The following is a 25,140-nucleotide window of genomic DNA, read 5'->3' as shown; positions in this document are numbered from 1 at the left end:
GGGCGCTTGGTCTACCTGCCACCCATGCTGATCGAAGAAGATGTCCAATCCTACCCGCGCCCACCGCTCCTCGAGCCCGCGCCCTACCGGATCCGCGCGGAGGCCTCGGGGGAGGTCGTCGTCGACAGCGTGGATGCTTGGCGCGTCTGCGAGACCCATCACGCCCCGACCTACTACTTCCCGCCAGAGGATATCCGGGTGCCACTTCTGCCTGCGACTGGCCAGAGCCTGTGCGAGTGGAAGGGGCAGGCGCGCTACTGGAGCCTGCAGGTGGGCGAGACGATCCTGCCGCGCGTGGCGTGGAGCTATCCGCGGCCCACACGCGCATTCGCGGCGATCAAGGACTTTGTATCGATCTATCCCGGCGCGCTCGATGCCGCGAGTGTGGACGGGCTCACTGTCACAGCGCAGCCCGGCGATTTCTACGGCGGTTGGGTCACCGAGAATCTGCGTGGCATCGTGAAAGGAGCGCCGGGCACGCGGCATTGGTGAGGTTAATCGCATTTTAACCAAATGCCCGGCATGCTCCGCCCATGCACCCAGCCGACGAATACGCCCGACTGAAAGCGTTGATCCGATCGCTTGAGTTGCGCGCGGGCGAGCTGCGCGAGGATTTTCTCGCCGGGCGGGCACCGCGACGCTCCGAGGACGTGCAGGTGCTCGTCCAGCTCAGCGAAAGGAAGGTGTTCCTGAAAGATCGTCTGCCGCGGACGATCCTCGATGATCCCCGCTACTGGGAGGCGCGTCGGGCCGAGATCGTGCGCGTGCGACCGCTGGTGGCTCCGCCTGCCGCAGATGCGCAGGTGCCCGAGGAAGACGCGATGGACGTGCTCGATACGTGGTAATCCGCCGCGGGGCAGGGCAGGGCCCTTGACCCGGGCTTCCCCTGCGTCACTCTCTCCCGTGTAAGCAACAGGAGAAGACCAATGAAGACATTGAAGTTCGTGGCCTTTGCCCTCGTGTTCGCCGCGCCCCTCTCGGCTCAGGCCATGTGCGGCGGTGGGATGCACACCCAGACAACCGCGCAGATCTGCGAAGCCGGGCAGGTCTGGGACGAGACCAGCGAAAGCTGCGTCGCAACGGTCGGCTAAGGCCATCACGGGCGCCCCTGGGCGCCCGTTCTATTCCGAGGCAGCGTGCCATGCGCCTTCCTCGCGCCGCATCGAGCTGAAGAGCCAAGACACTTTCAGTCGGTCGCCCACTCCCCAAGATATTCAGACCAGTTCAAGCCCCGACCTCAACGGTCTTAGGCAACGGGCAAGCGCCGCGCGGCAGAATTCGGCGCGCCACGCGCTGCTGGCTAAAAGCCTCAATCACCATCGGATGCCGAAGGCTTGTGTGGCTCCCGAGGCGGCTTACCTCTGAGTGAGCAGAGAGGAGCCCAGCCATGCAATGCCCCGTCGATGGAACGACCCTCGTGATGACCGACCGCTCCGGCGTCGAGATCGACTACTGCCCCAGCTGCCGGGGCGTATGGCTCGACCGCGGCGAGCTCGACAAGATCATCGAGCGCAGCACGCAGATGACCCCGCCGCCGCCCCCACCCACGCAAGCGCAACGCCCGGAGCCGCGCGGCGAACGCTACCACCAAGAGCATGACCAGCGCACACCAAAGCGCCGCAAAAAAGAAGGCTTCGGCGACTTTCTGGGCGACATCTTCGATTTCTGAACGGATCACAGCGTCGGCCTCCTAGGCTCCGCGACCGAGGCAGGTAACGCTGCGCCACTAAAGGCATCGCCGCTAATACGCCGAACGATGATCGTTCGCTTCAGGCGTCGGTAGCGGCATTGACGGCTTGGATCTGCGCAGGCAGCCGATCCAAGACGTATCCAACTACCCGCCCCGCTTCCGCCGTTTCACGTTGCCGCCGCGCTGGCCCGCGCGGCCTGCGGTGGACCTCCCGGAGGCCTTTTGCGCATCGTCTACGGCCTTCTCCACCGCCTGCTGCCGGGCGAGGGGGTCGTCGGCGACGACGAGGTCCACAGTCTCCAGCCGCTTGACCTCGTCGCGGAGGCGCGCGGCTTCTTCGAATTCGAGGTTCTCGGCCGCTTTGCGCATGTCCTCACGCAGCCCGTCGAGCACGGCCTGCAGGTTCCCCCCGGCGGGCTGGTGGTCGATCTTGGCGGTCACGCGGTTCATGTCCACGTCGCCCTTGTAGAGCCCGGCGAGGACGTCCTCGACGTTCTTCTTCACGGTGGCGGGCGTGATGCCATGGGCCTCGTTGTAGGCGATCTGCTTGGCGCGCCTGCGGTTCGTCTCCGCCATGGCGCGCTCCATGGAGCCGGTGATCTTGTCGGCATACATGATGACGCGGCCATCGGCGTTCCGCGCGGCGCGGCCGATGGTCTGGATGAGCGAGGTCTCGGAGCGCAGGAAGCCCTCCTTGTCGGCGTCGAGGATGGCCACGAGCCCGCATTCGGGGATATCGAGGCCCTCGCGCAGGAGGTTGATGCCAACGAGGACGTCGAAGGCGCCGAGGCGCAGGTCGCGCAGGATCTCGATCCGTTCGATCGTGTCGATGTCGGAATGCATGTAGCGGACGCGGATGCCCTGTTCGTGGAGGTATTCGGTGAGGTCCTCGGCCATCCGTTTCGTCAGCGTCGTGGCGAGCACGCGCATGCCCTTCTCGGCCACCTTGCGGATCTCGTCGAGGAGGTCGTCGACCTGCATGTCGATGGGGCGGATCTCCACTTCCGGATCCAGTAGGCCGGTGGGGCGGATCACCTGTTCGGTAAAAACGCCGCCCGCCTGCTCCAGCTCCCACGCGGCGGGGGTGGCGGAGACGAAGACGGATTGGGGGCGCATGGCGTCCCATTCCTCGAACTTGAGGGGGCGGTTATCCATGCAGGAGGGCAGGCGGAAGCCGTGCTCGGCCAGCGTGAACTTCCGCCGGTAGTCGCCGCGATACATGCCGCCGATCTGGGGGACACTGACGTGGGACTCATCGGCAAAGACGATGGCATTGTCGGGAATGAACTCGAAGAGGGTGGGGGGCGGCTCGCCCGGCGCGCGGCCCGTGAGGTAGCGGGAATAGTTCTCGATCCCGTTGCAGACGCCCGTGGCCTCCAGCATCTCGATGTCGAAATTCGTCCTCTGCTCCAGCCGCTGGGCCTCCAAGAGCTTGCCCTCGTTCACGAGCTGGTCGAGGCGCTGCTTCAACTCCTTTTTGATGTTTATGACAGCCTGCTGCATCGTGGGGCGCGGTGTCACGTAATGCGAATTCGCGTAGACGCGGATGCGCTCGAACGTGTCTACCTTCTCGCCGGTGAGCGGGTCGAACTCGGTGATCCCCTCGAGCTCTTCCCCGAAGAACGAGAGCTTCCAGGCGCGGTCCTCGAGGTGCGCGGGCCAGATCTCCAGGCTGTCGCCCCGCACGCGGAAGGAGCCGCGCTGGAAGGCGGCGTCGTTGCGGCGGTATTGCTGGGCCACCAGATCGGCCATGATCTTGCGTTGGTCGTACTCGCGCCCGGCATAGAGATCCTGCGTCATGGCCCCGTAGGTCTCCACGGAGCCGATGCCGTAGATGCAGGAGACGGAGGCCACGATCACCACATCGTCCCGCTCGAGGAGCGCCCGGGTGGCCGAGTGGCGCATCCGGTCGATCTGCTCGTTAATCTGGCTCTCTTTCTCGATGTAGGTGTCCGACCGCGGCACGTAGGCCTCGGGCTGATAGTAGTCGTAATAGCTGACGAAGTACTCGACCGCGTTCTCCGGGAAAAAGCCCTTGAATTCGCCGTAGAGCTGGGCGGCGAGCGTCTTGTTGGGCGCGAGGATGATCGCGGGGCGCTGCGTCTCCTCGATGATCTTGGCCATGGTGAAGGTCTTGCCGGTGCCCGTCGCGCCCAGCAGGACCTGGTCCCGCTCGCCGTTGCGCACCCCTTCGCTCAGCTCGGTGATGGCGGTGGGCTGATCGCCGGCGGCGTTGAATTCGGTGTGCATCTCGAAGCGCCTGCCGCCCTCGAGCTTTTCACGCGCGCGCACATCTCCCGTGGGCGCGTGGGTCAGGGCAGGCATGGATTCGGGGGAGTTGTTGTGCATCGGGATCTCACCTCTCGTCACGATAGGTGCGGTCTTTTGGGCGGCATTCAAGGCCAACTTTCTTATCCCCATATCCGGGGAGGCACGCGTGGGAGGGCCCCAGCGCAAGGCGATGATTTCATGGCAGAAATCCGCCGCTGTCGCGGCCATGGGCGGGATCATGCAACCTATGGGCGATTTTCTCTCTTGCAATTCAACGTGCCAGCCTCCTACGGTGAAGGCGCAAGCAGCACAGGTGCCTGGGCCTCGCCCCACTCACCCACCCCTCGCTCAGCGTGGCTCGGGCACCTGCTATAACGCGCCTCTTCCCAAGGTGCATGACCACTGGTCTCCTTTGGCCCCGCACGTTCTGCGTGCGGGGCTTACTTTTTCGCCGCTGGAGGCTGGCGCAGTCTGCAGGGCAGACCGGGCGAGCGCCGGGGCGTGGCTCCCACACAGGCCGGGAAAGGGCCTTGATCGGGTGCTGAAAAGCGCGGAGAAGGTCCCGCGTGCGGTCCCTTAGCTCAACTGGATAGAGCAGCTGACTTCTAATCAGCAGGTTCGGGGTTCGAGTCCTCGAGGGATCGCCATGCCGGCCCCGGACGCGGTCAGCTGGCCGAGACATGGGATCGCTTGGAGAGCCCGTCACGCACGGCACAGACGGCGCACCGTCTTGATCATCGGCGCGGGGCGCGCCACACCCGGCTCCCATGGATGGCGCGCTTTTCCCCTCCCTTCTCGAGATCACCCTGCGCTCGCTCGTGGTGTCCCTGAGCGCCGTCATCCTCGCATCCCTCATTGCGGTGCCCTTCGGCATCTGGCTGGCCCTCACGCGATTTCGTGGAAAGGGGGCCGTTGTCGCCGTGCTCAATGCCTTCATGGGGTTGCCGCCGGTGGTCGTGGGGCTCGTGCTCTACCTGCTCCTGTCGCGTGCGGGGCCCTTTGGCGTGCTCGATCTCCTCTTCACGCCGTGGGCCATGATCCTGGCGCAGCTGATCATCGTGCTGCCCCTCATCGCCTCCATCACCCACCAGGCCATGGAGGCGCTTTGGGAGGAGTATCGCGAGCTGCTGACCTCCCTCGGCGTCAGGCGGCGGTCCTGCATCGCGATCCTCGCGCGGGACGGGCGCCGGGCGCTCCTGACCGCCGCGCTCGCGGGCTTTGGCCGCGCCACGGGGGAGGTGGGGGCCGTCCTGATCGTGGGCGGCAACATCGATCACCTGACCCGCGTCCTGACCACGGCGATCACGCTCGAGACCTCGAAGGGCAACCTCGCCTTCGCCGTGGCGCTCGGGGCGGTGCTCGTCTCGATCTCGCTCGTTGTCAGCATCGCGCTTCACCTCCTCGCGCTGCGGGAGCCGGCCAGGGCATGGTGAAGGCGGGCATGGTGAAGGCGGGCATGGTGCGACTCGAGGGTGTGCGCGTGGCGCATGCGGGGCTCGGGCCCCTTGATCTCGCGCTCGGCGCGGCGGGGGTGACGGCGGTCATCGGCGCGAACGGCGCCGGCAAGACGACCCTGATGAAGGTGCTCCACGGGCTCGTTGCGCCGGAGCGCGGCTCTGTCAGGTGGGACAGCCCGCACCGCCGCCAGGCCTATGTGTTTCAGCGGCCCGTCATGCTGCGCAGGACCGTGCAGGACAATCTCGCCCTTGCGGCGCGCGATACCCAGCCCGGGGAGACCCGCGCCGTGGCGGAGGCGCTCGATATCGCGCATCTCCTCGCCCGGCCCGCGCGGCAGCTCTCGGGCGGGGAGGCGCAGCGGGTCTCGCTCGCGCGCGCGCTCCTGACATCGCCGGACCTGCTCTTCCTCGATGAGCCCACCGCAAATCTCGACGGGCCCCACATCGGCCTCGTGGAGGAGCTGCTCGCGGCGCGGGCCGCCTCGGGCCTGCGGATCGTTATGGCGACCCACAGCATGGCGCAAGCGCGGCGCATGGCGGCGGAGGTGGTCTGGCTTTCCGGGGGCAGGGCCGAGGGGCCGATCCCGATCGACGCCTTCTTCGCGACGCCGCCCGCCTCCGCGGTGCCCTTTCTCGCGTGGACATCGGCATGATCCGCGCGCTTCTGGTCATTGGGCTCGTCATGCAGGGGGCCTCTCTCGCGGCTGACACCCTGCGCCTCGCGGTCACGACGTCTTTCGAGAATTCGGGGCTCGCGGCGGTGCTGATCCCGGCCTACGAGGCGGCGACTGGTGACACGGTCGATCTCGTCGTCGCCGGGACGGGCCGGGCCCTGCGCCTCGGCGCGGCGGGCGACGTGGACGCCGCGCTCACCCACGCGCCCGAGGCCGAGGCCGCGGCGGTCGCCAGCGGCGCCTATCGCTACCGTCGCGAGGTGATGTTCAATGATTTCGTTATCCTCGGCGTGGCAAACGACCCCGCCGGGGCTGCGCGCGCCGCCACCGCAGCGGAGGCGCTCGGCCGCATCGCGGAGGGCGAGGCGCGCTTCGTGAGCCGGGGCGACGAAAGCGGCACCCACAAGGCCGAGCTCGCGCTCTGGGCCGAGACGGGGGTGGACGTCGCGGTGGCATCGGGCCGCTGGTACCTCGAGACCGGGACGGGGATGGGTGCCACGCTCAACATCGCCGTGGCCCTCGGGGCCTACACGCTGAGCGACCGCGCCAGCTGGCTCACCTTCGGCAACAAGCGCGACATGGGGATCGTCTTCGAAGGCGATCCGGCGCTCTTCAACCAGTATGCGCTCCTCCCGGCCACGCGCACGGGGCAGCCCGAAGCGGTCGCGCGCTTCGAGGCCTGGCTCACCGGGCCGGGGCAGGCCGTGATCGCGTCCTACAGGCTGGGCGGAGAGGCCCTCTTCACCCCGAACGCGGAGTGAGGCGCGGGAAGGCCCCACGAAGGGCCTTCCAACAGCAGTTCATCGGTCGAGAGATCAGGCGGAGATCAGCCCCATCTCCTGGAGCTTCAAGAGCACTTGCTGGGCGCAGTAATCGACATCCGTGCCCTCGGTGTCGAGCCGCAGCTCGGGCTGCTCGGGCACGTCATAGGGATCCGAGATACCGGTGAATTCCTTGATCTTGCCCGCGCGCGCGAGTCTGTAGAGGCCCTTGCGGTCCCGCCGCTCGCATTCCTCGATGGAGGTCGCCACGTGCACCTCGCAGAAGGCACCGTATTGCTCAATCTCCTCGCGCACGGCCCCGCGGGTCGTGGCGTAGGGCGCGATGGGCGCGCAGATGGCGATGCCGCCGTTCTTCGTGATCTCGGAGGCCACGTAGCCGATGCGCCGGATGTTGAGATCTCGGTGCTCTTTTGAGAAGCCCAGCTCGCTCGAGAGGTTCTTGCGCACGATGTCGCCGTCCAAGAGCGTCGTGGGCCGCCCGCCCATCTCCATGAGCTTGACCATGAGCGCATTGGCGATCGTCGATTTGCCGGAGCCGGAGAAGCCGGTGAAGAAGACGGTAAAGCCCTGCTGGGAGCGCGGCGGCTTCGATTTGCGGAGTTCATTCACCACGGCGGGGAAGGAGAACCATTCCGGGATTTCGAGCCCCTCCTGCAGGCGGCGGCGGAGCTCGGTGCCGGAGATGTTGAGGATCGTGACGTTCTCGCGGTCCGCGATCTCGTCGGCGGGCTCGTATTGCGCGCGCTCCTGCACGTAGACCATGTGTTTGAAGTCCACCATCTCGATGCCGATCTCGGCCTCGTGCTCGCGGAAGAGATCTTGGGCGTCGTAGGGGCCGTAGAAATCCTCGCCCGCGGAGTTCTTGCCCGGGCCCGCATGGTCGCGGCCCACGATCATGTGGGTGCAGCCGTGGTTCTTGCGGATGAGCCCGTGCCAGACGGCCTCGCGCGGCCCGGCCATGCGCATGGCGAGGTTGAGGAGGCTCATGGTCGTCGTCGATTGCGGATACTGGTCGAGCACCGCCTCGTAGCAGCGCACGCGCGTGAAATGGTCGATATCGCCGGGCTTCGTGAGACCCACGACGGGGTGGATGAGGAGGTTTGCCTCCGCCTCCTTGGCCGCGCGGAAGGTCAGCTCCTGGTGCGCGCGGTGGAGCGGGTTGCGCGTCTGGAAGGCCACGATGCGGCGCCAGCCGAGCTTCCTGAAATAGGCGCGGAGCTCGTTCGGCGTGTCGCGGCGGGCGCGAAAATCGTAGTGGATCGGCTGCTGGATGCCCGTGACAGGCCCGCCCAGATAGACCTTGCCCGCCTTGGTGTGCAGGTAGTTGACCGCCGGATGGGCCATGTCATCGGCGCCGAAGACGGCCTCAGCCTCGCGGGCCTTGTCGGGCGTCCAGCGGTCGGTGACGGTCATGGTGCCGAGGATGACGCCCTCGGGGTCGCGCAGCGCGATGTCCTGGCCGATCTCGAGCCCCTCGGCGAAGGCCTCGGAGACGTCGAGGGTGATTGGCATGGGCCAGAGCGTACCGTCGGCGAGGCGCATGTCCTCGACGACGCCGTTGTAATCGGCCTCGGAGAGGAAGCCCTTGAGCGGGTTGAAGCCGCCGTTCATCAGAAGCTCGAGGTCGCAGATCTGCCGCGCGGTGAGGTCCCAGGAGGTCAGCTCGGCGGCCTCCATCTTCATCTTCTGCGCGCTGTCATAGGAGACGTAGAGCTCCGGGATCGGGGCGAGGTTGTTCTGCATCAGTCTGCTTCCGTGTTTGGCAGGGGAAAGGCCGGAGGTCGTCCCCGTGAGTTCTGCGTGGAGCGCGTCGTATTCGGCGAACTTACGCTTGAGAAAGGTGTCGGTGAGGCGGTTCTTCTCGCCCGCCCCGCGGGGCGTGAGGGCATAGGCCACGCGCTTGCGCTTGTCGCGGCTCGCGCTCTCGGTGATCTTGACGAGCCCTGCGTCGGTGGCCTCTTTCAAAAGGCCGTTGAGCCGCCCGAGCGAGACACCGATCGCCGCCGCCAACGCGCGCTGGGAGGCCCCGGGCGCGGTGTCGAGCTGTCGAAGCAGCTTGAAGAGCTGGTCTTCATGGAGAGGCGAGATGGTGGCCATGGCACTCGGATACGTTCACGGCTGAACGTATGAGTCGAAAAGTTTGTTCACGCAAGAACAAACTTTGGGCCATTTCGAGGCGTGGCGGATTTACTCGGCGGCGGGGGCCTCCGCGCCGTAGCCCAGAGGCTCCGTGACGACCTCGCGCTCGGCCACGCCGTGCTCGGCGAGGAAGCGCTCCGCCTCGAGCGCGGCCTGACAGCCCATGCCCGCGCTGGTGATCGCCTGCCGGTATTGCCAATCGGTGATGTCGCCGGCTGCGAAGACGCCGGGAATGGAGGTGGCCGTGGAGTCCGGTTCGGTGACGACGTAGCCGCCCTTGTGCGTTTCGAGCACGTCCTTCACGAGCTCGTTCGACGGCGCGTGGCCGATGGCCACGAAGAAGCCCTTGCAGGGAATGTCGGTGATCTCGCCGGTCTTCACGTTCTTGGCCTTCACGCCCTCGACGCCCAGCGGTTGATCATTGCCGTAGACTTCCACGACCTCGTTGAACCACAGCGGCTCGATCTTGGGATTTTTGAAGAGGCGGTCCTGCAGGATCTTCTCGGCGCGGAGCTCGTCGCGGCGGTGGATGAGCGTCACCTTCGAGGCGAAATTCGTCAGGAAAAGCGCCTCCTCCACGGCGGTGTTGCCGCCGCCCACGACCACGATCTCCTGCCCGCGGTAGAAAAACCCGTCGCAGGTCGCGCAGGCGGAGACGCCGAAACCCTTGTACTTTTCCTCGCTCTCGAGCCCCAGCCACTTGGCGCGCGCGCCGGTGGCGAGGATGACCGCGTCGGCCACGTATTCGGTGCCGCTGTCGGATTGGCAGACGAAGGGCCGCTTCGAGAAGTCGATGGAGGAGATGATGTCGTGGACGACATCGCAGCCCATGGCGCGGGCGTGCTTTTCCATCCGCACCATGAGATCGGGGCCCTGCACCTCGGTGTCGCCGGGCCAATTCTCCACCTCGGTGGTGGTGGTGAGCTGCCCGCCGGGCTCGATACCCTGCACCAGCACAGGCTCCAGCATCGCACGCGCGGCGTAGACACCGGCCGTGTATCCGGCGGGGCCGGATCCGACGATGAGGACTTTCGTTCTGCGCTGCTCGGTCATGGGCTGACTCCTCTTTGGCTCCGCAGATATACGTGCCGCGCGGCTGAGTCGAAAGGCCCGCCCGATTTCAGATTGTTGCGCGAGCTTGAAACAATCTTGCGCGTTGCGCGTTCCCAGCATAAGAATCCGCCAAAAGGACCGTAGGATGCCCGCACATCGCCTCGACGAAATTGACCGCATGATCCTGTCCGAGCTGCAGGCCAACGGTCGCATGACCAACGTGGAGCTCGCGCGCCGCGTGGGGATCTCCGCGCCGCCCTGCCTGCGTCGGGTCCGCACGCTCGAGGAGGCGGGCTACATCCGCGGCTACCACGCCGAGGTGGATGCCCGCGCGTTGGGCTTCGAGGTGAAGGTCTTCGCCCATGTGGGGCTTTCCTCGCAGGCGGAGGCCGATCTCAGCGCCTTCGAGGCGCGCTGCCGCGACTGGCCGCTCGTGCGCGAGTGCCACATGCTCAACGGCGAGGTGGATTTCATCCTGAAATGCGTGGCGCCCGACCTCAGCACCTTTCAGAGCTTCCTGACCGAGGATCTCCTCACAGCGCCCAACGTGGCCCATGTGAAGACTTCCCTCGTGATCCGCGGGGCGAAGGACGAGCCGGGCGTTCCCTTCGACGTGCTCGAGGCACGGCTGGCGCAAGACGCGTAAGCTAGCCCATGTAGCCGCGCGCGCTCACGCCAAACACCTCATCCTCCACGGCGCGCGCGAAGTGCAGCGGGCCGAAATCGTCGAGGCTCTCCACATGCGGGAAGAGCGAGAGATAGAGCTGGCGGGTTTCCGGCTGTCGGAAGGTGCGCGCGGTCGGGCCGGGGTGGAACGTCTCCACCTCAAGGCCGTTGGCCCGCACCGCGCCGTGCTCCTCCAGCGCGATGTGAAAGCACTCCACCTGGCTCGGCGGGCGGACCGCGAAGGCGGTCTCGCCGTCGATGACCGTGGGGGCCGGGACCATCCGGCCCCGCTGCAGCAGGCGCGCGCCGAAGCCCAGGAGCAGATCGTGCGACGGGCGTGCATGGCCCATGGCCTCGGCGGGGATGCGGGTCAGCTGGCCCGTTTCCTCCGATTGCCCGCGCGCACCGGGGACGATGCGCGTGCAGCCTTTCCAGAGCACGCGGCGCTCGCGACCATCGGACAGGGCGAGCACCATCCCGGGCGTGATGTCCTCGATGGCGATGGGTCCATCGCGGCCGCTGAGCAGTGTGCCGCGGGCCAGCGCCATGAAGGCGGCTTCGTAGAGCGCCGTGGCCGGTGCGAGCCGCGTGGTGTGCTGCACGGTGTTTTCAGGAGTGAGGAAGGCGACCTCATACTTGCGCATGAGAGGCCTCGCTGCATGAGGCCGCCGGTCCACTGGTACGGTCGATGGGGGAAAGCTTTGGGTCGAGCGAAAACGCGAGACATCGCCACGCGCACCCGGCTGGGGCGCAGACGTCTCAGGAGAGCGAGCCGAGGGAACGGCTTCGAGGGGACGGTACATCACTTACCCAATCGACAGGGTGAGCCCGGCCCCCACGGCAGCCTCACGTTACGGCAACAAAGCTGCGTATCGCGGGGCGTTGAGTCAAAAAAATGGGGCGATTGGCCTGGGGATGTGGCCAATCGCCCCCTAGAACGGGAATTGTCTCCCCGCATGCCGCCGCGGCTGCCTTATTCGCGGCGACAGTCTCGTGCGTCCTACCCGGCGCTGCGCAACACAGCTTTCCGTGGCAGGACAATGTCCTTGGGGGCGAGGCGGCGCTCGGCGCGCACCTGGCGTGCAAAAGGCATCCGCTTTGCGGTCTCATCGCCGGAGGCCTTGGCCTCTTCGATTACCGCACGCATCCAGCGTCTTTGTCCCATGATCCGGCCCCCGGAGAATGTTTCGATGGAACCGGTGTGGCGGCGCATTGCGGCTGCCATTGGGCGGCAATTGTGAAAAATCAGGGAAGATTGGCGCGGGATTGTGGCAAGATTGGAAACGTCTAAAGCCGGATCGTGGAAATCAGCCGCCCGTAATCGGCTTCCTTGAGGTGCACCGAACGCCGGTAGGAATAAAAGCGCTCGGGGTCCGAATAGGTGCAGTGGCGCGTCCAGGCCGCCTCGCCCACGCCGGCCTCGCGCAGGCGGTGGAGGCCGTAGGCGGGAAGGTCAAAATGTAGGCGATCCCCCGTGCCACCGGCAAAGAAGCGCTGGTTCTCCGTGTCCTCCTCGAGGAAACGGTCGAGGAATTCGGGGCCCACCTCGTAATTGCGCTGCGAGATCGTGGGGCCGATGGCGGCGCGAATGCGCGCGCGGACGGCGCCGAGGGCGACCATGGCATCGACGGTGGCCTCGAGCACCCCGGCCATCGCGCCTTTCCAGCCGGCATGGGCCGCGCCGATGACCCCGGCCTCGGGCTCGGAGAAGAGCACCGGCTGGCAATCGGCGGCCAGCACACCGAGCACGAGCCCCGGCTCCCGCGTGACCATGGCGTCGGCCGTCTCCTGGGCATCGTGCGCGCTCGTGACGGTCACGACATCGGTGGAATGGACCTGGTACTGCGTCACCAGCGCCTTCGGCTTCACCTCCATGGCGTCGGCCACGCGCGCGCGGTTCAGCTGGACGATCTCGGCTTGGTCAGACGAGCCCGCGCCGCAATTGAGGCCGGCGAAAACGCCCGAGGAGGCACCGCCCTTGCGGGTGAAGAAGCCGTGCTTGGTTCCGGCGAGGAGGTCGGATGTGAGCGCTTCGATCGTCATGGCACCCGCTGACGGTGGCGCGTCCTGACGGGCGGGTCAAGCAGATGGCTGTGGATGCCGGCGCAGCATCGCGCGCGCAATGAAGACGAGGCCGAGGATGAGCATGGGCAGCGAGAGAAGCTGTCCCATGGTGAGCCCCACCGGGCCGAGGCCCACGACCCAGCCCGCGGGATTGTCGGGCGTGATGAACTGCGCGTCGGCCTGCCGGAAAGCCTCCACAAAGACCCGCGCCCCGCCGTAGCCCGCGAGAAAGACGCCGAGGGCGAGACCCGGCCGGGCAAAGGCCCCGCGGCGATGGACGAGCCAGACGAGAACGAGGCAGAGCACCACGCCCTCGAGCGCGGCTTCGTAGAGCTGCGAGGGATGGCGCGCGCAGAGCCCTTCGGCCCCGATACCCACCGGGCCCGGGCAATCCTGCGCCGCAGCGCCCGGGAAGATCACCCCCCAGGGCACATCAGTGGGGCGGCCCCAAAGCTCGGCATTGATAAAATTCGAGACCCGCCCGAGCGCGAGGGCGGGCGGGGTGGCATAGGCCATGAGATCCGCGAGCGGCAGGAGCGGGATACCCTGGGACCGCAGGTAAAGGAATGCGGCCACCGCCACGCCGAGAAAGCCGCCATGGAAGGACATGCCGCCCTGCCAGATGGCCGGGATTTCCAGCGGATTGGCGAGATAGTAGGCCGGCTCGTAGAAGAGCACGAAGCCAAGGCGCCCGCCCGCGATGATGCCGATGATCACCCAGGTGATGAGGTCGGCGATCTGCTCGGAGGAGGCCGGCGCCGGGCCGGACCAAAGCCGCGCGTTGCGCACGGCCCGCGCGGCCATCCACCACGCAATGAGAATTCCGGCGATATAGGCCATGGCATACCAGCGCAGCGCGAAGCTCCGGCCGAAGACCTCGAGCGAAAAGATCTCCGGGCCGATCTCCGGGAAGGGCAGGGCAAGGACCATGGGCTCCTTGTGCGTGCCGCGCGCGGCAAGTCAACCATTGAGCCCCCCGCAGGCGCGGCCCATATAGGAGGCAAACAACGGAGACATGACATGCAGACCCGCAACAAGGTGATGGACGATCTCAGCCAACTCATGACGAATGCCATGGGCGTGGCCCAAGGCGCGCGCGAGGAGGCGGAGACGGCGATGAAGAGCTGGGTCGACCGGTTTCTCGCGGACCGGGACCTCGTGACCCGCGAAGAGTTCGACGCGGTGCGCGCCATGGCGCAGAAGGCGCGCGAGGAGAACGAGGCGCTTAAAGCCCGCATCGAGGTGCTCGAAGCCAAATAGGGCCCGGCCCTCTCTCTGATGCATTTGGCAAATTCCCGGTGGGGGATTTCTGGCGCGTGGCGGACCGGCCCGCGCCATTTGCTTTTCTATGTCCCGTGGCCGTGGCGGCGTGGAAATGGGTTTGCGCGGATTGGGAATGAGATTGCAGGACATTTTGAGGCGTAATCCCACTCATCCACAACTTACTGCGTATTCCCGCGAGATTTAGCTTTACACATTCGATTGCCCCGCCCACCATATTCAGTATGGGGGATGGGGTCTCCCACACCCCCTAGAGCAGCCACCAAGCGGTGGGGCGCTGTCACGCTCCGCCTCTACAGACCCGAGAAGGGGGCACGCCATGGCAATTTCCGAGACCTTCCACGAGATCGAAGACCTCCACCCGATCGACATCGTCGAGCACATCGCCGAGCATCAGGACTGGGAATTTGACCGCATCTCCGACGAGCAGATCGCGATGGCCGTGGAGGGGCAGTGGCGCACCTATTCCATCACGCTGGCTTGGTCGGCCTATGACCAGACGTTGCGCCTCATCTGCACCTTCGACATGGAGCCGCCCGAAGACCGCATCGACGCGCTCAACGCCGCGCTGAACCGGGTCAACGACAATTGCTGGGCCGGCGCTTTCACCTACTGGCAGCAGCAGAAGCTCATGGTCTATCGCTACGGGCTCATCCTGTCGGGCGGGCAGATGGCCACGCCGGACCAGATCGACACCATGATCTCCGCCGCGGTCCTTTCAGCCGAGCGGTACTACCCCGCCTTCCAGCTCGTCACTTGGGGCGAGCGCGACCTCGACGAAGCCATGCAAGTCGCTATTGCGGAGGCCTATGGCCGGGCCTAACGTCCACCTCCACTAGGGAGGGCGCATGGACATTTCAGAGATCGAGACCCGTGGCCTCGTCATGCTGGGCTGCGGGAAGATGGGCTCGGCCATGCTCGCGGGCTGGCTAAAGGGGGGTCTTTCCCCCGAGGCCATCTGGGTGCAGGACCCCGCGCCGTCGGACTGGGTGCTGGGCACCGGGGTCCACGTGAACGCGCCGCTCCCGGAGGCCCCGGCCGTCGTCATCATCGCCGTGAAGCCGCAGATGATGGAGAAAGCGCTGCCCGCGCTCGCGAACCATGTCGGTGGCGAGACGCTCTTTCTCTCCGTGGCCGCCGGCACCTCGCTCGAGACCTATGCGCGCCTTTTGAGCGCCGAGGCGCCCGTAATCCGCGCCATGCCCAACACGCCAGCGGCGATCGGGCAGGGGATCACGGCGCTCGTGGGCTCGCGGACCAGCACCGCGGCCCATATGGACCTCGCCGAGGCGCTCTTGTCGGCCATCGGCAAAACCGTGCGGCTCGATCACGAGGGCCAGATGGATGCGGTCACGGGTCTGTCTGGCTCGGGCCCGGCCTATGTCTTTCACATGATCGAATGCATGGCCGCGGCGGGCCAGTCGCAGGGCCTTGCACCCGAGCTCGCCATGGAACTCGCCACCGCCACCGTGGCGGGCGCGGGCCAGTTGGCGCTGGGCGATGAGACGCCCGAGCAACTGCGGATCAACGTGACGAGCCCGAACGGCACGACGCAGGCGGGTCTCGAGGTGCTCATGGGCGAACTGCCCGCGCTCATCCGCGGGACGGTGCGGGCTGCGACGGAGCGCTCGCGGGAGCTCAGCCGTGACTGAGGAGATCAGCTTCGAGGATTTCGCCAAGGTCGACATCCGCGTGGGCCGCGTCGTCCGTGCCGAGCCGTTCCCGGAGGCCCGGAAGCCCGCCATCAAGGTGTGGGTGGATTTCGGGCCCGAGATCGGGGAGCGGAAATCCTCGGCCCAGCTCACGCGGCACTACACGCCCGAGGCGCTGGTGGGGCGCCGCGTGGTGGCGGTGGTGAATTTCCCGCCGCGCCAGATCGGCAAATTCATGTCCGAGATCCTCGTGCTGGGCGTGCCGGATGCGGATGGCGAGGTGGTGCTGCTGGCCCCCGATCTCGCCGTGGCGGACGACGTGCCGCTCGGCGGGCGCATGTACTGATGGCCAAGATCCTCATCACGCGGCCCATGCCCGCGGGTGTGCTCGCCGCGGCGGAGGCGCTGGGCGAGGTGGAGATGCGGGAGACGAACGCGCCCATGAGCGCGCGGGAGCTGCGCGCGGCGATGTGGATGTATGACGCGATCATCCCCACGCTGGGCGACGCGTGCAGCGCGACCATGATGGAAGGGCGGGGCAAGCTCCTGGCGAATTTCGGCGTGGGCTACAACCATATCGACGTCGCCGCCGCCAAGGCCGCGGGCATCGCCGTCACCAACACGCCCGGCGCGGTGACGGAGGCCACCGCCGATATCGCGCTCATGCTGATGCTGATGACCTGCCGCCGCGCGGGCGAGGGAGAGCGGCTCGTGCGCGCCGGGCGCTGGGTCGGCTGGCACCCCACGCAGATGCTCGGGCTCCACATGTCCGGCAAGACGGTGGGCATCGTGGGGATGGGGCGGATCGGGCAGGCGATCGCCAAGCGCTGCCACGCGGGCTTTGGCATGGATGTCGTCTTCTACAACCGCTCGCCCAAGGAGACCGAGGTGCCGGCCCGGCAGATGGAGACGCTCTCGGCCTGCCTCGCGGCGGCGGACGTCGTGGTGCTGGCGGTGCCGGGGGGCGCGGAGACACGGCACCTCATCGACGCGAGCGCGCTCGCGGCCATGAGACCCCATGCCCACCTCGTGAACATCGCGCGGGGTGACGTTGTGGACGAAGCCGCGCTGATCGAGGCGCTGGAAGCGGGCCGCATCGCCGGCGCCGGGCTCGATGTCTACGAGCATGAGCCGAAGGTGCCGGACGCCCTCGCGGCCCTCGAGACGGTCGTGCTTCTGCCCCATCTCGGCACAGCGGCGCTCGAGGTGCGGCTCTCCATGGGGCTGATGGCGGTGGAGAACGTGCGCGCCTTCCTCGCCGGAGAGGCGCTCCCCAACCCGGTGTGACACGCGCCTGCGAACGCGCTGTGTTCGAGCCCCGCAGGTGCGGCTTTTCCGCGATCTGCAAACGGCGGGGCCAAGCCCCTGCGACCGGCCTTACTCCCCCATCGCCTCGCGAAAATGGCGGCGGCAGAGGCTGACATAGGTCTCGTTGCCGCCCACCTGCACCTGCGGCCCGTCCTTGAGCGCCTTGCCGTCCGGGCCGAGGCGCACCACCATCGTGGCCTTCTTCCCGCAATGGCAGATCGTGCGCACCTCGCGCATCTCGTCCGCGATGGCCAGAAGTGCTGCGGAGCCCGGAAAAAGCTCGCCCCGGAAATCGACGCGGAGCCCGTAGCACATGATCGGCACGCCGAGATCGTCCACCGCCCGCGCGAGCTGCCAGACCTGGTCGCGCGAGAGCCATTGCGCCTCGTCCACGAAGACACAGTGGCAGGGCCCCTGGGCCAGCCGGGCGGCGATCTTGGCGAAGAGATCTTCGTCGCGTGTATAGATATCCGCCTCCGCGCCGATCCCGATGCGGCTCCCGATATGGCCCGCGCCCGCGCGGTCATCGAAATTGGCCGTGAGCAGGTAGGTCGCCATGCCCCGCTCCACGTAATTGTGGGAGGCCTGCAGGAGCAGCGTGGATTTCCCCGCGTTCATCGTCGAGTAGTGGAAGTAGAGCTTCGCCATGGGCGCGGGACATGCCCTGCGCGGCAGAGGGCTGCAAGGGGCGCGGGCGCTTTCTCCATGACATCGCCCGGCGCCGCCGCTAAGCGGGCCGAAGACACAGGGGGAGACGGGCAACTTGGACATCTCTGACATGCCGAACCTCGCGGAGGGCCAGCTGCGCCCGCTCGACATCGGCGCGCTCGCGGGCCCCGGGGATGACGGGCACGCGCCGCGGATCCTTCTCCTTTATGGCTCCCTTCGCGAGCAAAGCTATTCGCGCGGGACGGCGGAGGAAGGTGCGCGCGTGCTGCGCGCCTTGGGCTGTGAGACCCGCTTTTTCAACCCGACCGGCCTGCCGCTCCCCGGGGATCCGGCCAACCCGCTCGAGGAAAAGCACGAGAAGGTGGCAGAGCTGCGCGAACTCGCGCTCTGGTCCGAAGGGATGGTGTGGTCCTCCCCCGAGCGCCACGGCGCGATGACGGGGATCATGAAAACGCAGACCGATTGGATCCCGCTTTCGGCGATCGGTGGGATCCGTCCCACGCAAGGCAAGACGCTGGCCCTCATGCAGGTCTCGGGCGGCTCCCAGAGCTTCAACGCGGTGAACCAGATGCGCATCCTCGGGCGCTGGATGCGGATGATCACGATCCCGAACCAGAGCTCCGTCCCGAAGGCCTGGCTCGAATTCGAGAACGGCCGCATGAAGCCCGGGCCGCTCTATAACCGGATCGTGGACGTGATGGAGGAATTGGCGCGGTTCACGGTGATGACGCGGGGGCGGAGCGGGATGCTCACGGACCGCTATTCCGAGCGCGTGGAAAGCGCGGCGGAGGTCCATGCGCGGGTGTCGAAGGCGACCTCCTGAGGAGCGCCTGCGCCCCGGTCAGCGCATGGGCCCACCCGCCTCCCTTCTGCGCCCTGCGGGCTTGAACCTTCGGTGGCCTCGCTGCGCTCGGGGGCGCCCTCCTTCAGAGGTCCGCGCGCGGGGTGAGGTCGGGAGGCCTCCGGCGGAGGTACGGGGCACAAAGAAGCGGGGGGTGTTCCCTGCTGCCTCGTGTCAGGCGCGCTGCAGGATCGCGGAGCCCACGGAATAGCCGGCGCCAAAGGAGCACAGGAGACCGGTATCGCCTGGGGCGAGGTCACTTGAGTACTTCGCGAAGGCGATGACGGAGCCCGCCGAGGACGTGTTGGCGTAGTCCTGCAGGATGTTGGGCTGCTCGCCGAGCTCTGGGTCGCGGCCGAGCACGCGCTTGCCGATGTAATCGTTCATGGTCTTGTTGGCCTGGTGGAGCCAGAGGCGCTTGAGCGCCTTGTTTTCAATGCCTTCGTCGGCGAGGTGGTCGGCGATGTGCTTCGAGACGAGGGGCAGGACCTCCTTGAAGACCTTTCTCCCGTTCTGCATGAATTGCATGTCGCGCCGGTCTTCCATCTGGCCGTGGGCGCGACGCAGGTAGCCTGCATTGTTGCGGATGTTGTTGGAGAACTGCGTCGCGCAGCGCGTCGATATCACGAGGAATTTCGGGCGGTCAGCGGCGTCGTCCGCGCGCTCGAGGACGAGGGCCGTTGCGACGTCGCCGAAGATGAAGTGACAATCGCGGTCGCGCCATTCGAGATGGGCGGAGCAGATCTCGGGGCAGATGACGAGCGCCTTGCGGACGCTGCCCGTGCGGATCATGTCAGCTGCAGATTGGAGCCCGAATGTGGCCGAGGAACAGGCCACGTTCATGTCGTAGGCGAAGCCGCCGGCGCCCAGAAGGTCTTGAATTTCCACGGCGATCGCGGGGTAGGCGCGCTCGTGGTTGGAGGCGGCACAGAGGATGCAATCGATGTCTTCGGGGGCGACCTGCGCCTGATCGAGCGCCTCCCGCGCCGCGTCGACGCCCATTTCCGCCATCTGCGAGGGCGCCTCGTCGGGGCGGGGCGCGAGCAGGGGATGCATGACGTCGGGATCGAGAATGCCCGATTTATCAAGCACATAGCGCCGCTCGATCCCGCTCGCGGCGAGGATGAACTCCGCGGAGGAGTGGGGCACGGGCGCCCTCTCCCCGGCCGCGATCGCCTCCGCATGCCGCGCGTTCTCCTTGTCGGCATAGGCGTTGAAGGCCGCGACCAATTCGTCGTTCGTGATGACGTTTGCGGGCGTGAACACCCCCGACCCGGTGATGGCTGGCTGGTACATGTGGGCTCCCTGCGTCCGCATCGTTTACCCCTCCCAAAAGGGGCCGTCCAGCGGGGGCACACCCCGTGCACAACCCGTACACAACCTGTACATACGCGCGCAGGGCTCGGACGCCGTTTACCTTTGGCCCCTAGCGTGACCCTCCGCCACACGCAGATGCCGGAGGAAGACACCCATGGCCCGCAAGAGATCCGTCGCCCCGCTGTGGGCCAAGCACCCCGGGGACATGACGATCAAGGAGCGCGTCTCCTGGATGCGGTCCCTCGAGGGGATGCGGCAGCTGGAATACGACCTCCACGACACGTTCAACTTCAACGAGACCTTCCCGCGGGAGTGGTTCGAGATCTGGCAGGGCGAGGACCGCGACACGAAGACCGTGCGGATGACGATCCGCGTCGACGCGGACGTCGTGCGGTTCTTCAAATCCATGGGGCCGGGCTACCAGCCCAGGATGAACAAGGTGCTGCGCAGCTTCATGCACGCTCGCCTCGCCAAGTTCATCGACGGCCCCATGTGCGCCTGGGAGGTGCTCGAGCCCAAGCGAACGCTCGACGAGGAGGTGAGATCGGTGATCAGGAAGTGAGGGGGGGGGTGACACATTTCGGAATGAAAGTGCGTTTGGGACATGTGTTAACAACCGCTACCGTCGGGTAGTTGGCCTACCTAATTTGGACTAAGCGAGGCGACACGAGCCTCAGCCATCCTGAGCACTTGATATTTAGCGTATGATCTCGTCGGCACGGTCAAATTGAACTTACACTTGTATGCGGTTCGCGCTCGGAGCGAGGACTGCTACGAGACGCGCTTGACCAACAGCCCACGCGTGTAAGGCCACCTGAGAAGCGGGCGTCGTGAAACTTCTAGGGAAGATGGGGCAGGGACATTTTGGTCCCTCGAAGTCGCTACTGTAGAGGCATGGGCCGACGCGAGGTAGAGATAGGAAAGCGTGAACTGAAGAGGCTCGTTCATATTAAGGCGGCGGCGATGGTAGCGGCTGTAACGAGCAGCCCGACTATAAGTGCTACCAATACCGCATGCCTTTCTATGCCACGCTTTTGCTGTCCGCTTTCGTGGCCATTAAACGTCTTACCCGTCGCAGTCTCCGCCATCGTAACAAGCTGGTTGCTAAGGTAGTCTTCCATAAGCTGTGTCATCTTGGAGACGTCTACTTTCTGGTCTTGCAGCCAAGCGTGATCTGCAGCCTCCAGCGCTCGGTAATACGGTGTTTTGTTTTCCGATATTTGTTCAGGAATTGATTTCACGCCGGGAAAGATGAACCCGCTCCTTGCGCAGAGTATCATATAGGAAAGCATACGTGAGGTCCTACCATTTCCGTCAGCGAAAGGGTGGATCCAGTTCAACCGCCACATCGCGTAAGCAGATAGATATGTAGCGGTTTTGCGTTCCCAGTTATCCTTAAGGTGCTCAAACAACTCCTCGACCTGGCTTGGGACCTCGGCACCAGGAATCGGGTCATGGCTGCTGCCTTCAATTCTTACGCTATCTGGACGGAAGTTGCCTGCGTACCTATCGATGCCTTGGAGCGCCTTTCTGTGAAGCTCAAGTAGCATTGAAATGCGAAGGTTCGGCTTGCCAGCATCAATCCATCGCTGTGCTTCCTCAAGAGCCCAGTCATACTGCGCAACTGCATTGCTGGCTTCCGCTTCAGCCAGCCTACGCGGGTCCGAGATCAGAGGCGGTTCTGCCGCTACGCTCTTACGCTCTGACACTACCCTTCTCGTTCCAACTTTCTAACAACTTCTTCCACCATCTCTCGCGTAACATCTTCGTTCTCAATGTTGGCGGTGCCGAACGCAAAACTAACGCGTTGAGCCTGACGCTCGGGCGAAGTCATACGGACCCGCTTTGCTCGTTCGACCAACTCTTTCAGATGCTCAGACATGCAGAACTCCCGCTTCTTTTCTACGACTATGCACAACTAGACGCCCAACGCCAAGTTTAGCTGATGACAGGTAACAAGTTGCAAGATCTAGTGTTGCAATCGCTCAACTGCAAGATCCCCCTCACGCCCCGCCGCCATGGCCTTCGCGGCGGCGTGGCTGGCGGCCAGTGTCGTGTAGTAGGGGATGCGGTCCATGAGGGCGACGTTGCGCATACTCCGCGAGTCCTCCACCGCCTGCGCGCCCTCGGTGGTGTTCATGACGAGCGCGATGCGGCCGTCTTTCATTGTGTCCACGATGTTGGGGCGGCCTTCGTAGACCTTGTTGACCACTTCGGAGGCGATGCCGTGGGCCTCGAGGAAGGCGGTCGTGCCGCGGGTGGCGATGATCTCGAAGCCGAGATCTACGAGGGTCTGCGCGGTGTCGATGAGGACCTCCGTCTTGTCGGCCTCCTTGATGGAGAGGAAGACGCGGCCGCCTTCGGGCAGCGTCACGCCCGCGCCCATCTGCGCCTTGAGGAAGGCGCGGTGGAAGCTGGCGTCCGAGCCCATGACTTCGCCGGTGGAGCGCATCTCGGGGCCGAGCAGCGTGTCGACGCCCGGGAAGCGGGCGAAGGGGAGGACGGCCTCCTTGACGGCGAAGCTCGGGATGTTGGGGTCCACGAGGTCAAAGGTGCCGAGCTTCTCGCCCGCCATGATCCGCGCGGCGATGGCGGCGATGGGGGAGCCCACGGCCTTGGCCACGAAGGGCACGGTGCGGGAGGCGCGGGGATTGACCTCGATGAGATAGATCTCGCCGTCTTTCACCGCGAATTGCACGTTCATAAGGCCGCGGACGTTGAGGGCCACGGCCAGCGAGCAGGCCTGGCGCTCGACCTCCTCGATGATGTCCTGCGGGAGCGAGTAGGGCGGGAGCGAGCAGGCGCTGTCACCGGAATGGACGCCCGCCTCCTCGATGTGCTGCATGATGCCCGCGATGTGGACGTCCTCACCGTCGGAGAGCGCGTCGACGTCGAGCTCGATGGCGCCGTCGAGGTAGCTGTCGAGGAGGACGGGGCTGTCGCCCGACACGACGACGGCCTCGGAGATATAGCGCTCGAGCCCGGCCTGATCTCGGACGATCTCCATGGCCCGCCCGCCCAGTACGTAGGAGGGGCGGATGACGAGGGGGAAGCCGATCTCGGCTGCGATCTCGAGGGCCTCGGCATCGGTGTGGGCGATGCCGTTCTTCGGTTGCTTGAGGTCGAGCTTTGTCACGAGCGCCTGGAAGCGCTCGCGATCCTCGGCGAGGTCGATGGCGTCGGGCGTGGTGCCGAGTATGGGGATGCCCGCGGCCTCGAGCGCATTGGCGAGCTTCAGGGGCGTCTGCCCGCCGAACTGGACGATGACACCGTGGAGGGTGCCGGCCTCCTGCTCCACGCGCAGGATCTCCATGACGTGCTCGAAGGTGAGCGGCTCGAAATAGAGGCGGTCGGAGGTGTCGTAGTCCGTCGACACGGTCTCCGGGTTGCAGTTGACCATGATGGTCTCGTAGCCCTGCTCGGTCAGCGCGAAGCAGGCGTGGCAGCAGCAATAGTCGAACTCGATGCCCTGGCCGATGCGGTTGGGGCCGCCGCCGAGAATGACGACCTTCTTGGCCTCGCTGGGCCGCGCTTCGCATTCCACCTCGCCCATGACGGGGGTCTCGTGGGTGGAATACATGTAAGGGGTCTGTGCCTCGAACTCGGCCGCGCAGGTGTCGATACGCTTGAAGACAGCCGTGACGCCCTGGCCGATCCGCGCGTTGCGCACACCTGCCTCCGTTTCGCCGGAGAGCGTGGCGAGGCGGGCATCGGAAAAGCCCATCATCTTGAGCCGGCGCAGGCCCGTGGCGTCGCCGGGCAGGCCTCCGTCGATGATCTCCGCCTCGGCGGCCACGATCTCGCGGATCCGGGCGAGGAACCACGGGTCGAAGCTCGTGATGTCCTGGATCTCCTCGTCGGAGAAGCCAAAGCGCATGGCCTGCGCGATGAGGCGCAGCCGGTCGGGCGTCTGCAGCGCGAGGTCGCGCGTGATGACCTTGTCGATGGTCTGCTGGACCTCCGGGCTCTCGCCGTAGAGTACGCCCTCACGGCGGGTCAGCCGGTCGGCGGGGATCTCGGCGGGGATGTAATCGTCAAAGCCCGTGAGGCCCGATTCCATGGAGGCCAGCGCCTTTTGCACGCTTTCATGGAAGGTGCGCCCGATGGACATGGCTTCGCCCACGCTTTTCATCGCGGTCGAAAGGAGCGGCTCCGCGCCCGGGAACTTCTCGAACGCGAATTTGGGGATCTTCGTCACCACGTAGTCGATGGTGGGCTCGAAGCTCGCGGGCGTGACCTTCGTGATGTCGTTGTCGAGCTCATCCAAGGTGTAGCCCACGGCAAGCTTCGCCGCGATCTTGGCAATGGGGAAGCCGGTGGCCTTGGAGGCCAGCGCCGAGGACCGCGACACGCGGGGGTTCATCTCGATGACGACCATGCGCCCGTCGGCGGGGTTCACCGCCCATTGCACGTTACTGCCGCCGGTCTCCACGCCGATCTCGCGCAGGACGGCGATCGAGCCGTTGCGCATGATCTGGTATTCCTTGTCGGTGAGTGTGAGTGCGGGGGCCACGGTGATCGAGTCGCCGGTATGGACGCCCATCGGGTCCACATTCTCGATGGAGCAGACGATGATGGCGTTGTCGGCGCGGTCGCGCACCACCTCCATCTCGTATTCCTTCCAGCCCAAGAGGCTCTCGTCGATGAGGATCTGGTTCACCGGGGAGGCGTCGAGGCCCGAGCGGCAATAATATTCGTAGTCTTCCCGGTTGTAGGCCACGCCGCCGCCGGTGCCGCCGAGGGTGAAAGCCGGGCGGATGATGGCGGGGAGGCCAATAACCTCCAGCGCGGCCATGCATTCCTCCATCGTGTTGGCGATGGTGGCGCGCGGGTTTTCGAGGCCGATCCGGTCCATCGCTTCGCGGAAGAGCTTCCTGTCCTCGGCCATCTCGATGGCCGGGCGCTTGGCGCCGATCATCTCCACGCCGAATTTCTCCAGCACGCCCATTTCCTCGAGCGCGAGCGAGGTGTTGAGGCCGGTTTGCCCGCCCATGGTGGGCAAAAGCGCGTCGGGGCGCTCCTTCTCGATGATCTTGGCCACGACCTCGGGCGTGATGGGCTCGATATAGGTGGCGTCGGCCAGCCCTGGGTCTGTCATGATCGTGGCCGGGTTCGAATTGACGAGGATGACGCGGTAGCCCTCCTCGCGGAGCGCCTTGCACGCCTGGGCGCCGGAATAGTCGAATTCGCAGGCCTGGCCGATGACGATGGGGCCCGCGCCGATGATCATGATGGACTGGATATCGGTCCGTTTCGGCATCGTGAGGCTCCCCCGG

Annotated in this window: 27 protein-coding genes and 1 tRNA gene; 16 read left to right on the top strand and 12 right to left on the bottom strand. The window is 66.0% G+C overall.

Translation table 11 applies throughout. The annotated features are described in order from the left end of the window. Nucleotides 1-24: 24 nt before the first annotated feature. The 4 genes from AAFM92_09070 (at nt 25) to AAFM92_09055 (ending at nt 1,669) form a co-directional block, all read left to right on the top strand. Nucleotides 25-492, top strand: a complete 468-nt coding sequence (locus tag AAFM92_09070; GenBank protein ID MEL7300518.1) for a DUF427 domain-containing protein — start codon at nt 25-27, stop codon at nt 490-492. Between the two features lie 41 nt (nt 493-533). Continuing rightward, on the top strand, nt 534-845 hold the full coding sequence (locus AAFM92_09065) for a hypothetical protein (protein ID MEL7300517.1): 312 nt from the start codon (nt 534-536) through the stop codon (nt 843-845). Between the two features lie 81 nt (nt 846-926). Continuing rightward, complete coding sequence (locus tag AAFM92_09060; GenBank protein MEL7300516.1) at nt 927-1,091, top strand: hypothetical protein; 165 nt, start codon at nt 927-929, stop codon at nt 1,089-1,091. A gap of 296 nt (nt 1,092-1,387) precedes the next feature. Next, complete coding sequence (locus tag AAFM92_09055) at nt 1,388-1,669, top strand: zf-TFIIB domain-containing protein (GenBank protein MEL7300515.1); 282 nt, start codon at nt 1,388-1,390, stop codon at nt 1,667-1,669. A gap of 165 nt (nt 1,670-1,834) precedes the next feature. On the opposite strand, the gene uvrB is transcribed toward AAFM92_09055, so the two are convergent. After that, complete coding sequence (gene uvrB / locus AAFM92_09050; protein ID MEL7300514.1) at nt 1,835-4,039, bottom strand: excinuclease ABC subunit UvrB; 2,205 nt, start codon at nt 4,037-4,039, stop codon at nt 1,835-1,837. 492 nt (nt 4,040-4,531) lie between these two features. On the opposite strand from uvrB, the gene AAFM92_09045 reads away from it, so the two are divergent. From AAFM92_09045 to AAFM92_09030, 4 genes are all read left to right on the top strand, one after another. Next, a tRNA-Arg gene (locus tag AAFM92_09045) sits at nt 4,532-4,608 on the top strand. Between the two features lie 120 nt (nt 4,609-4,728). Next, nucleotides 4,729-5,394: an ABC transporter permease gene (locus tag AAFM92_09040; protein MEL7300513.1), complete on the top strand. Its 666-nt coding sequence runs from the start codon at nt 4,729-4,731 to the stop codon at nt 5,392-5,394. Next, nucleotides 5,388-6,071, top strand: coding sequence for an ATP-binding cassette domain-containing protein (locus AAFM92_09035; protein ID MEL7300512.1), 684 nt, complete (start codon nt 5,388-5,390; stop codon nt 6,069-6,071). The genes AAFM92_09040 and AAFM92_09035 overlap by 7 nt, the downstream gene beginning before the upstream one ends. Beyond that, the gene (locus AAFM92_09030) at nt 6,068-6,853 is read left to right on the top strand and encodes a substrate-binding domain-containing protein (protein MEL7300511.1); all 786 of its coding nucleotides are present in this window, start codon (nt 6,068-6,070) and stop codon (nt 6,851-6,853) included. Before AAFM92_09035 ends, AAFM92_09030 begins: the two co-directional genes overlap by 4 nt. Nucleotides 6,854-6,907: 54 nt before the next feature. Here AAFM92_09030 and AAFM92_09025 read toward each other — a convergent pair whose 3' ends face one another. Beyond that, nucleotides 6,908-8,971: a bifunctional sulfate adenylyltransferase/adenylylsulfate kinase gene (locus tag AAFM92_09025; protein ID MEL7300510.1), complete on the bottom strand. Its 2,064-nt coding sequence runs from the start codon at nt 8,969-8,971 to the stop codon at nt 6,908-6,910. Nucleotides 8,972-9,061: 90 nt separating this feature from the next. After that, nucleotides 9,062-10,066, bottom strand: a complete 1,005-nt coding sequence (gene trxB, locus AAFM92_09020; GenBank protein ID MEL7300509.1) for a thioredoxin-disulfide reductase — start codon at nt 10,064-10,066, stop codon at nt 9,062-9,064. A 145-nt stretch (nt 10,067-10,211) separates the two neighbouring features. On the opposite strand from trxB, the gene AAFM92_09015 reads away from it, so the two are divergent. Further along, nucleotides 10,212-10,712, top strand: a complete 501-nt coding sequence (locus AAFM92_09015) for an Lrp/AsnC family transcriptional regulator (GenBank protein MEL7300508.1) — start codon at nt 10,212-10,214, stop codon at nt 10,710-10,712. Nucleotide 10,713: 1 nt separating this feature from the next. Here the strand turns inward: AAFM92_09015 and AAFM92_09010 are convergent, their stop codons facing one another. The 4 genes from AAFM92_09010 to lgt all read right to left on the bottom strand — a co-directional run bounded on the left by AAFM92_09010 (nt 10,714) and on the right by lgt (nt 13,726). Continuing rightward, nucleotides 10,714-11,376: a Hint domain-containing protein gene (locus AAFM92_09010; protein ID MEL7300507.1), complete on the bottom strand. Its 663-nt coding sequence runs from the start codon at nt 11,374-11,376 to the stop codon at nt 10,714-10,716. 356 nt (nt 11,377-11,732) lie between these two features. Further along, nucleotides 11,733-11,957, bottom strand: a complete 225-nt coding sequence (locus AAFM92_09005) for a hypothetical protein (GenBank protein MEL7300506.1) — start codon at nt 11,955-11,957, stop codon at nt 11,733-11,735. A 62-nt stretch (nt 11,958-12,019) separates the two neighbouring features. Beyond that, nucleotides 12,020-12,775, bottom strand: a complete 756-nt coding sequence (gene pgeF, locus AAFM92_09000; protein MEL7300505.1) for a peptidoglycan editing factor PgeF — start codon at nt 12,773-12,775, stop codon at nt 12,020-12,022. Between the two features lie 36 nt (nt 12,776-12,811). Beyond that, entirely contained in the window at nt 12,812-13,726 is a 915-nt protein-coding gene (gene lgt, locus AAFM92_08995) for a prolipoprotein diacylglyceryl transferase (GenBank protein ID MEL7300504.1), read from the bottom strand. A 90-nt stretch (nt 13,727-13,816) separates the two neighbouring features. Between lgt and AAFM92_08990 the strand changes: the two genes are divergently transcribed. The 5 genes from AAFM92_08990 to AAFM92_08970 all read left to right on the top strand — a co-directional run bounded on the left by AAFM92_08990 (nt 13,817) and on the right by AAFM92_08970 (nt 17,016). Then, nucleotides 13,817-14,056, top strand: coding sequence for an accessory factor UbiK family protein (locus tag AAFM92_08990; protein MEL7300503.1), 240 nt, complete (start codon nt 13,817-13,819; stop codon nt 14,054-14,056). A 340-nt stretch (nt 14,057-14,396) separates the two neighbouring features. Next, on the top strand, nt 14,397-14,900 hold the full coding sequence (locus AAFM92_08985; GenBank protein ID MEL7300502.1) for a YbjN domain-containing protein: 504 nt from the start codon (nt 14,397-14,399) through the stop codon (nt 14,898-14,900). Nucleotides 14,901-14,925: 25 nt separating this feature from the next. Next, nucleotides 14,926-15,729, top strand: coding sequence for a pyrroline-5-carboxylate reductase (gene proC / locus AAFM92_08980; protein ID MEL7300501.1), 804 nt, complete (start codon nt 14,926-14,928; stop codon nt 15,727-15,729). Further along, nucleotides 15,722-16,075 carry a tRNA-binding protein gene (locus tag AAFM92_08975; GenBank protein ID MEL7300500.1) on the top strand — a complete coding sequence of 118 codons (354 nt, stop codon included), beginning with the start codon at nt 15,722-15,724 and terminating at the stop codon, nt 16,073-16,075. Before proC ends, AAFM92_08975 begins: the two co-directional genes overlap by 8 nt. Further along, the gene (locus AAFM92_08970) at nt 16,075-17,016 is read left to right on the top strand and encodes a D-glycerate dehydrogenase (GenBank protein MEL7300499.1); all 942 of its coding nucleotides are present in this window, start codon (nt 16,075-16,077) and stop codon (nt 17,014-17,016) included. Before AAFM92_08975 ends, AAFM92_08970 begins: the two co-directional genes overlap by 1 nt. Nucleotides 17,017-17,106: 90 nt before the next feature. Here AAFM92_08970 and AAFM92_08965 read toward each other — a convergent pair whose 3' ends face one another. Continuing rightward, complete coding sequence (locus AAFM92_08965; GenBank protein MEL7300498.1) at nt 17,107-17,685, bottom strand: thymidine kinase; 579 nt, start codon at nt 17,683-17,685, stop codon at nt 17,107-17,109. A gap of 130 nt (nt 17,686-17,815) precedes the next feature. Between AAFM92_08965 and arsH the strand changes: the two genes are divergently transcribed. After that, complete coding sequence (gene arsH, locus AAFM92_08960) at nt 17,816-18,529, top strand: arsenical resistance protein ArsH (protein MEL7300497.1); 714 nt, start codon at nt 17,816-17,818, stop codon at nt 18,527-18,529. A gap of 192 nt (nt 18,530-18,721) precedes the next feature. Here the strand turns inward: arsH and AAFM92_08955 are convergent, their stop codons facing one another. Continuing rightward, nucleotides 18,722-19,843, bottom strand: a complete 1,122-nt coding sequence (locus tag AAFM92_08955) for a beta-ketoacyl-ACP synthase III (protein MEL7300496.1) — start codon at nt 19,841-19,843, stop codon at nt 18,722-18,724. A 175-nt stretch (nt 19,844-20,018) separates the two neighbouring features. Between AAFM92_08955 and AAFM92_08950 the strand changes: the two genes are divergently transcribed. After that, nucleotides 20,019-20,426, top strand: coding sequence for a BrnA antitoxin family protein (locus AAFM92_08950; protein ID MEL7300495.1), 408 nt, complete (start codon nt 20,019-20,021; stop codon nt 20,424-20,426). 382 nt (nt 20,427-20,808) lie between these two features. Here AAFM92_08950 and AAFM92_08945 read toward each other — a convergent pair whose 3' ends face one another. The 3 genes from AAFM92_08945 to carB form a co-directional block, all read right to left on the bottom strand. Then, complete coding sequence (locus tag AAFM92_08945; GenBank protein ID MEL7300494.1) at nt 20,809-21,573, bottom strand: Fic family protein; 765 nt, start codon at nt 21,571-21,573, stop codon at nt 20,809-20,811. Beyond that, entirely contained in the window at nt 21,573-21,746 is a 174-nt protein-coding gene (locus AAFM92_08940; GenBank protein ID MEL7300493.1) for a hypothetical protein, read from the bottom strand. The genes AAFM92_08945 and AAFM92_08940 overlap by 1 nt, the downstream gene beginning before the upstream one ends. Before the next feature lie 87 nt (nt 21,747-21,833). Continuing rightward, nucleotides 21,834-25,124: a carbamoyl-phosphate synthase large subunit gene (carB, locus tag AAFM92_08935; protein MEL7300492.1), complete on the bottom strand. Its 3,291-nt coding sequence runs from the start codon at nt 25,122-25,124 to the stop codon at nt 21,834-21,836. Between the last annotated feature and the right edge of the window lie 16 nt (nt 25,125-25,140).

The sequence above is a fragment of the Pseudomonadota bacterium genome (genome assembly GCA_038533575.1).
Lineage (GTDB): Bacteria > Pseudomonadota > Alphaproteobacteria > Rhodobacterales > Rhodobacteraceae > Shimia_B.
Note: the sequence above shows the minus strand (reverse complement) of the source record. Positions and strands in the feature narration are given on the sequence as shown.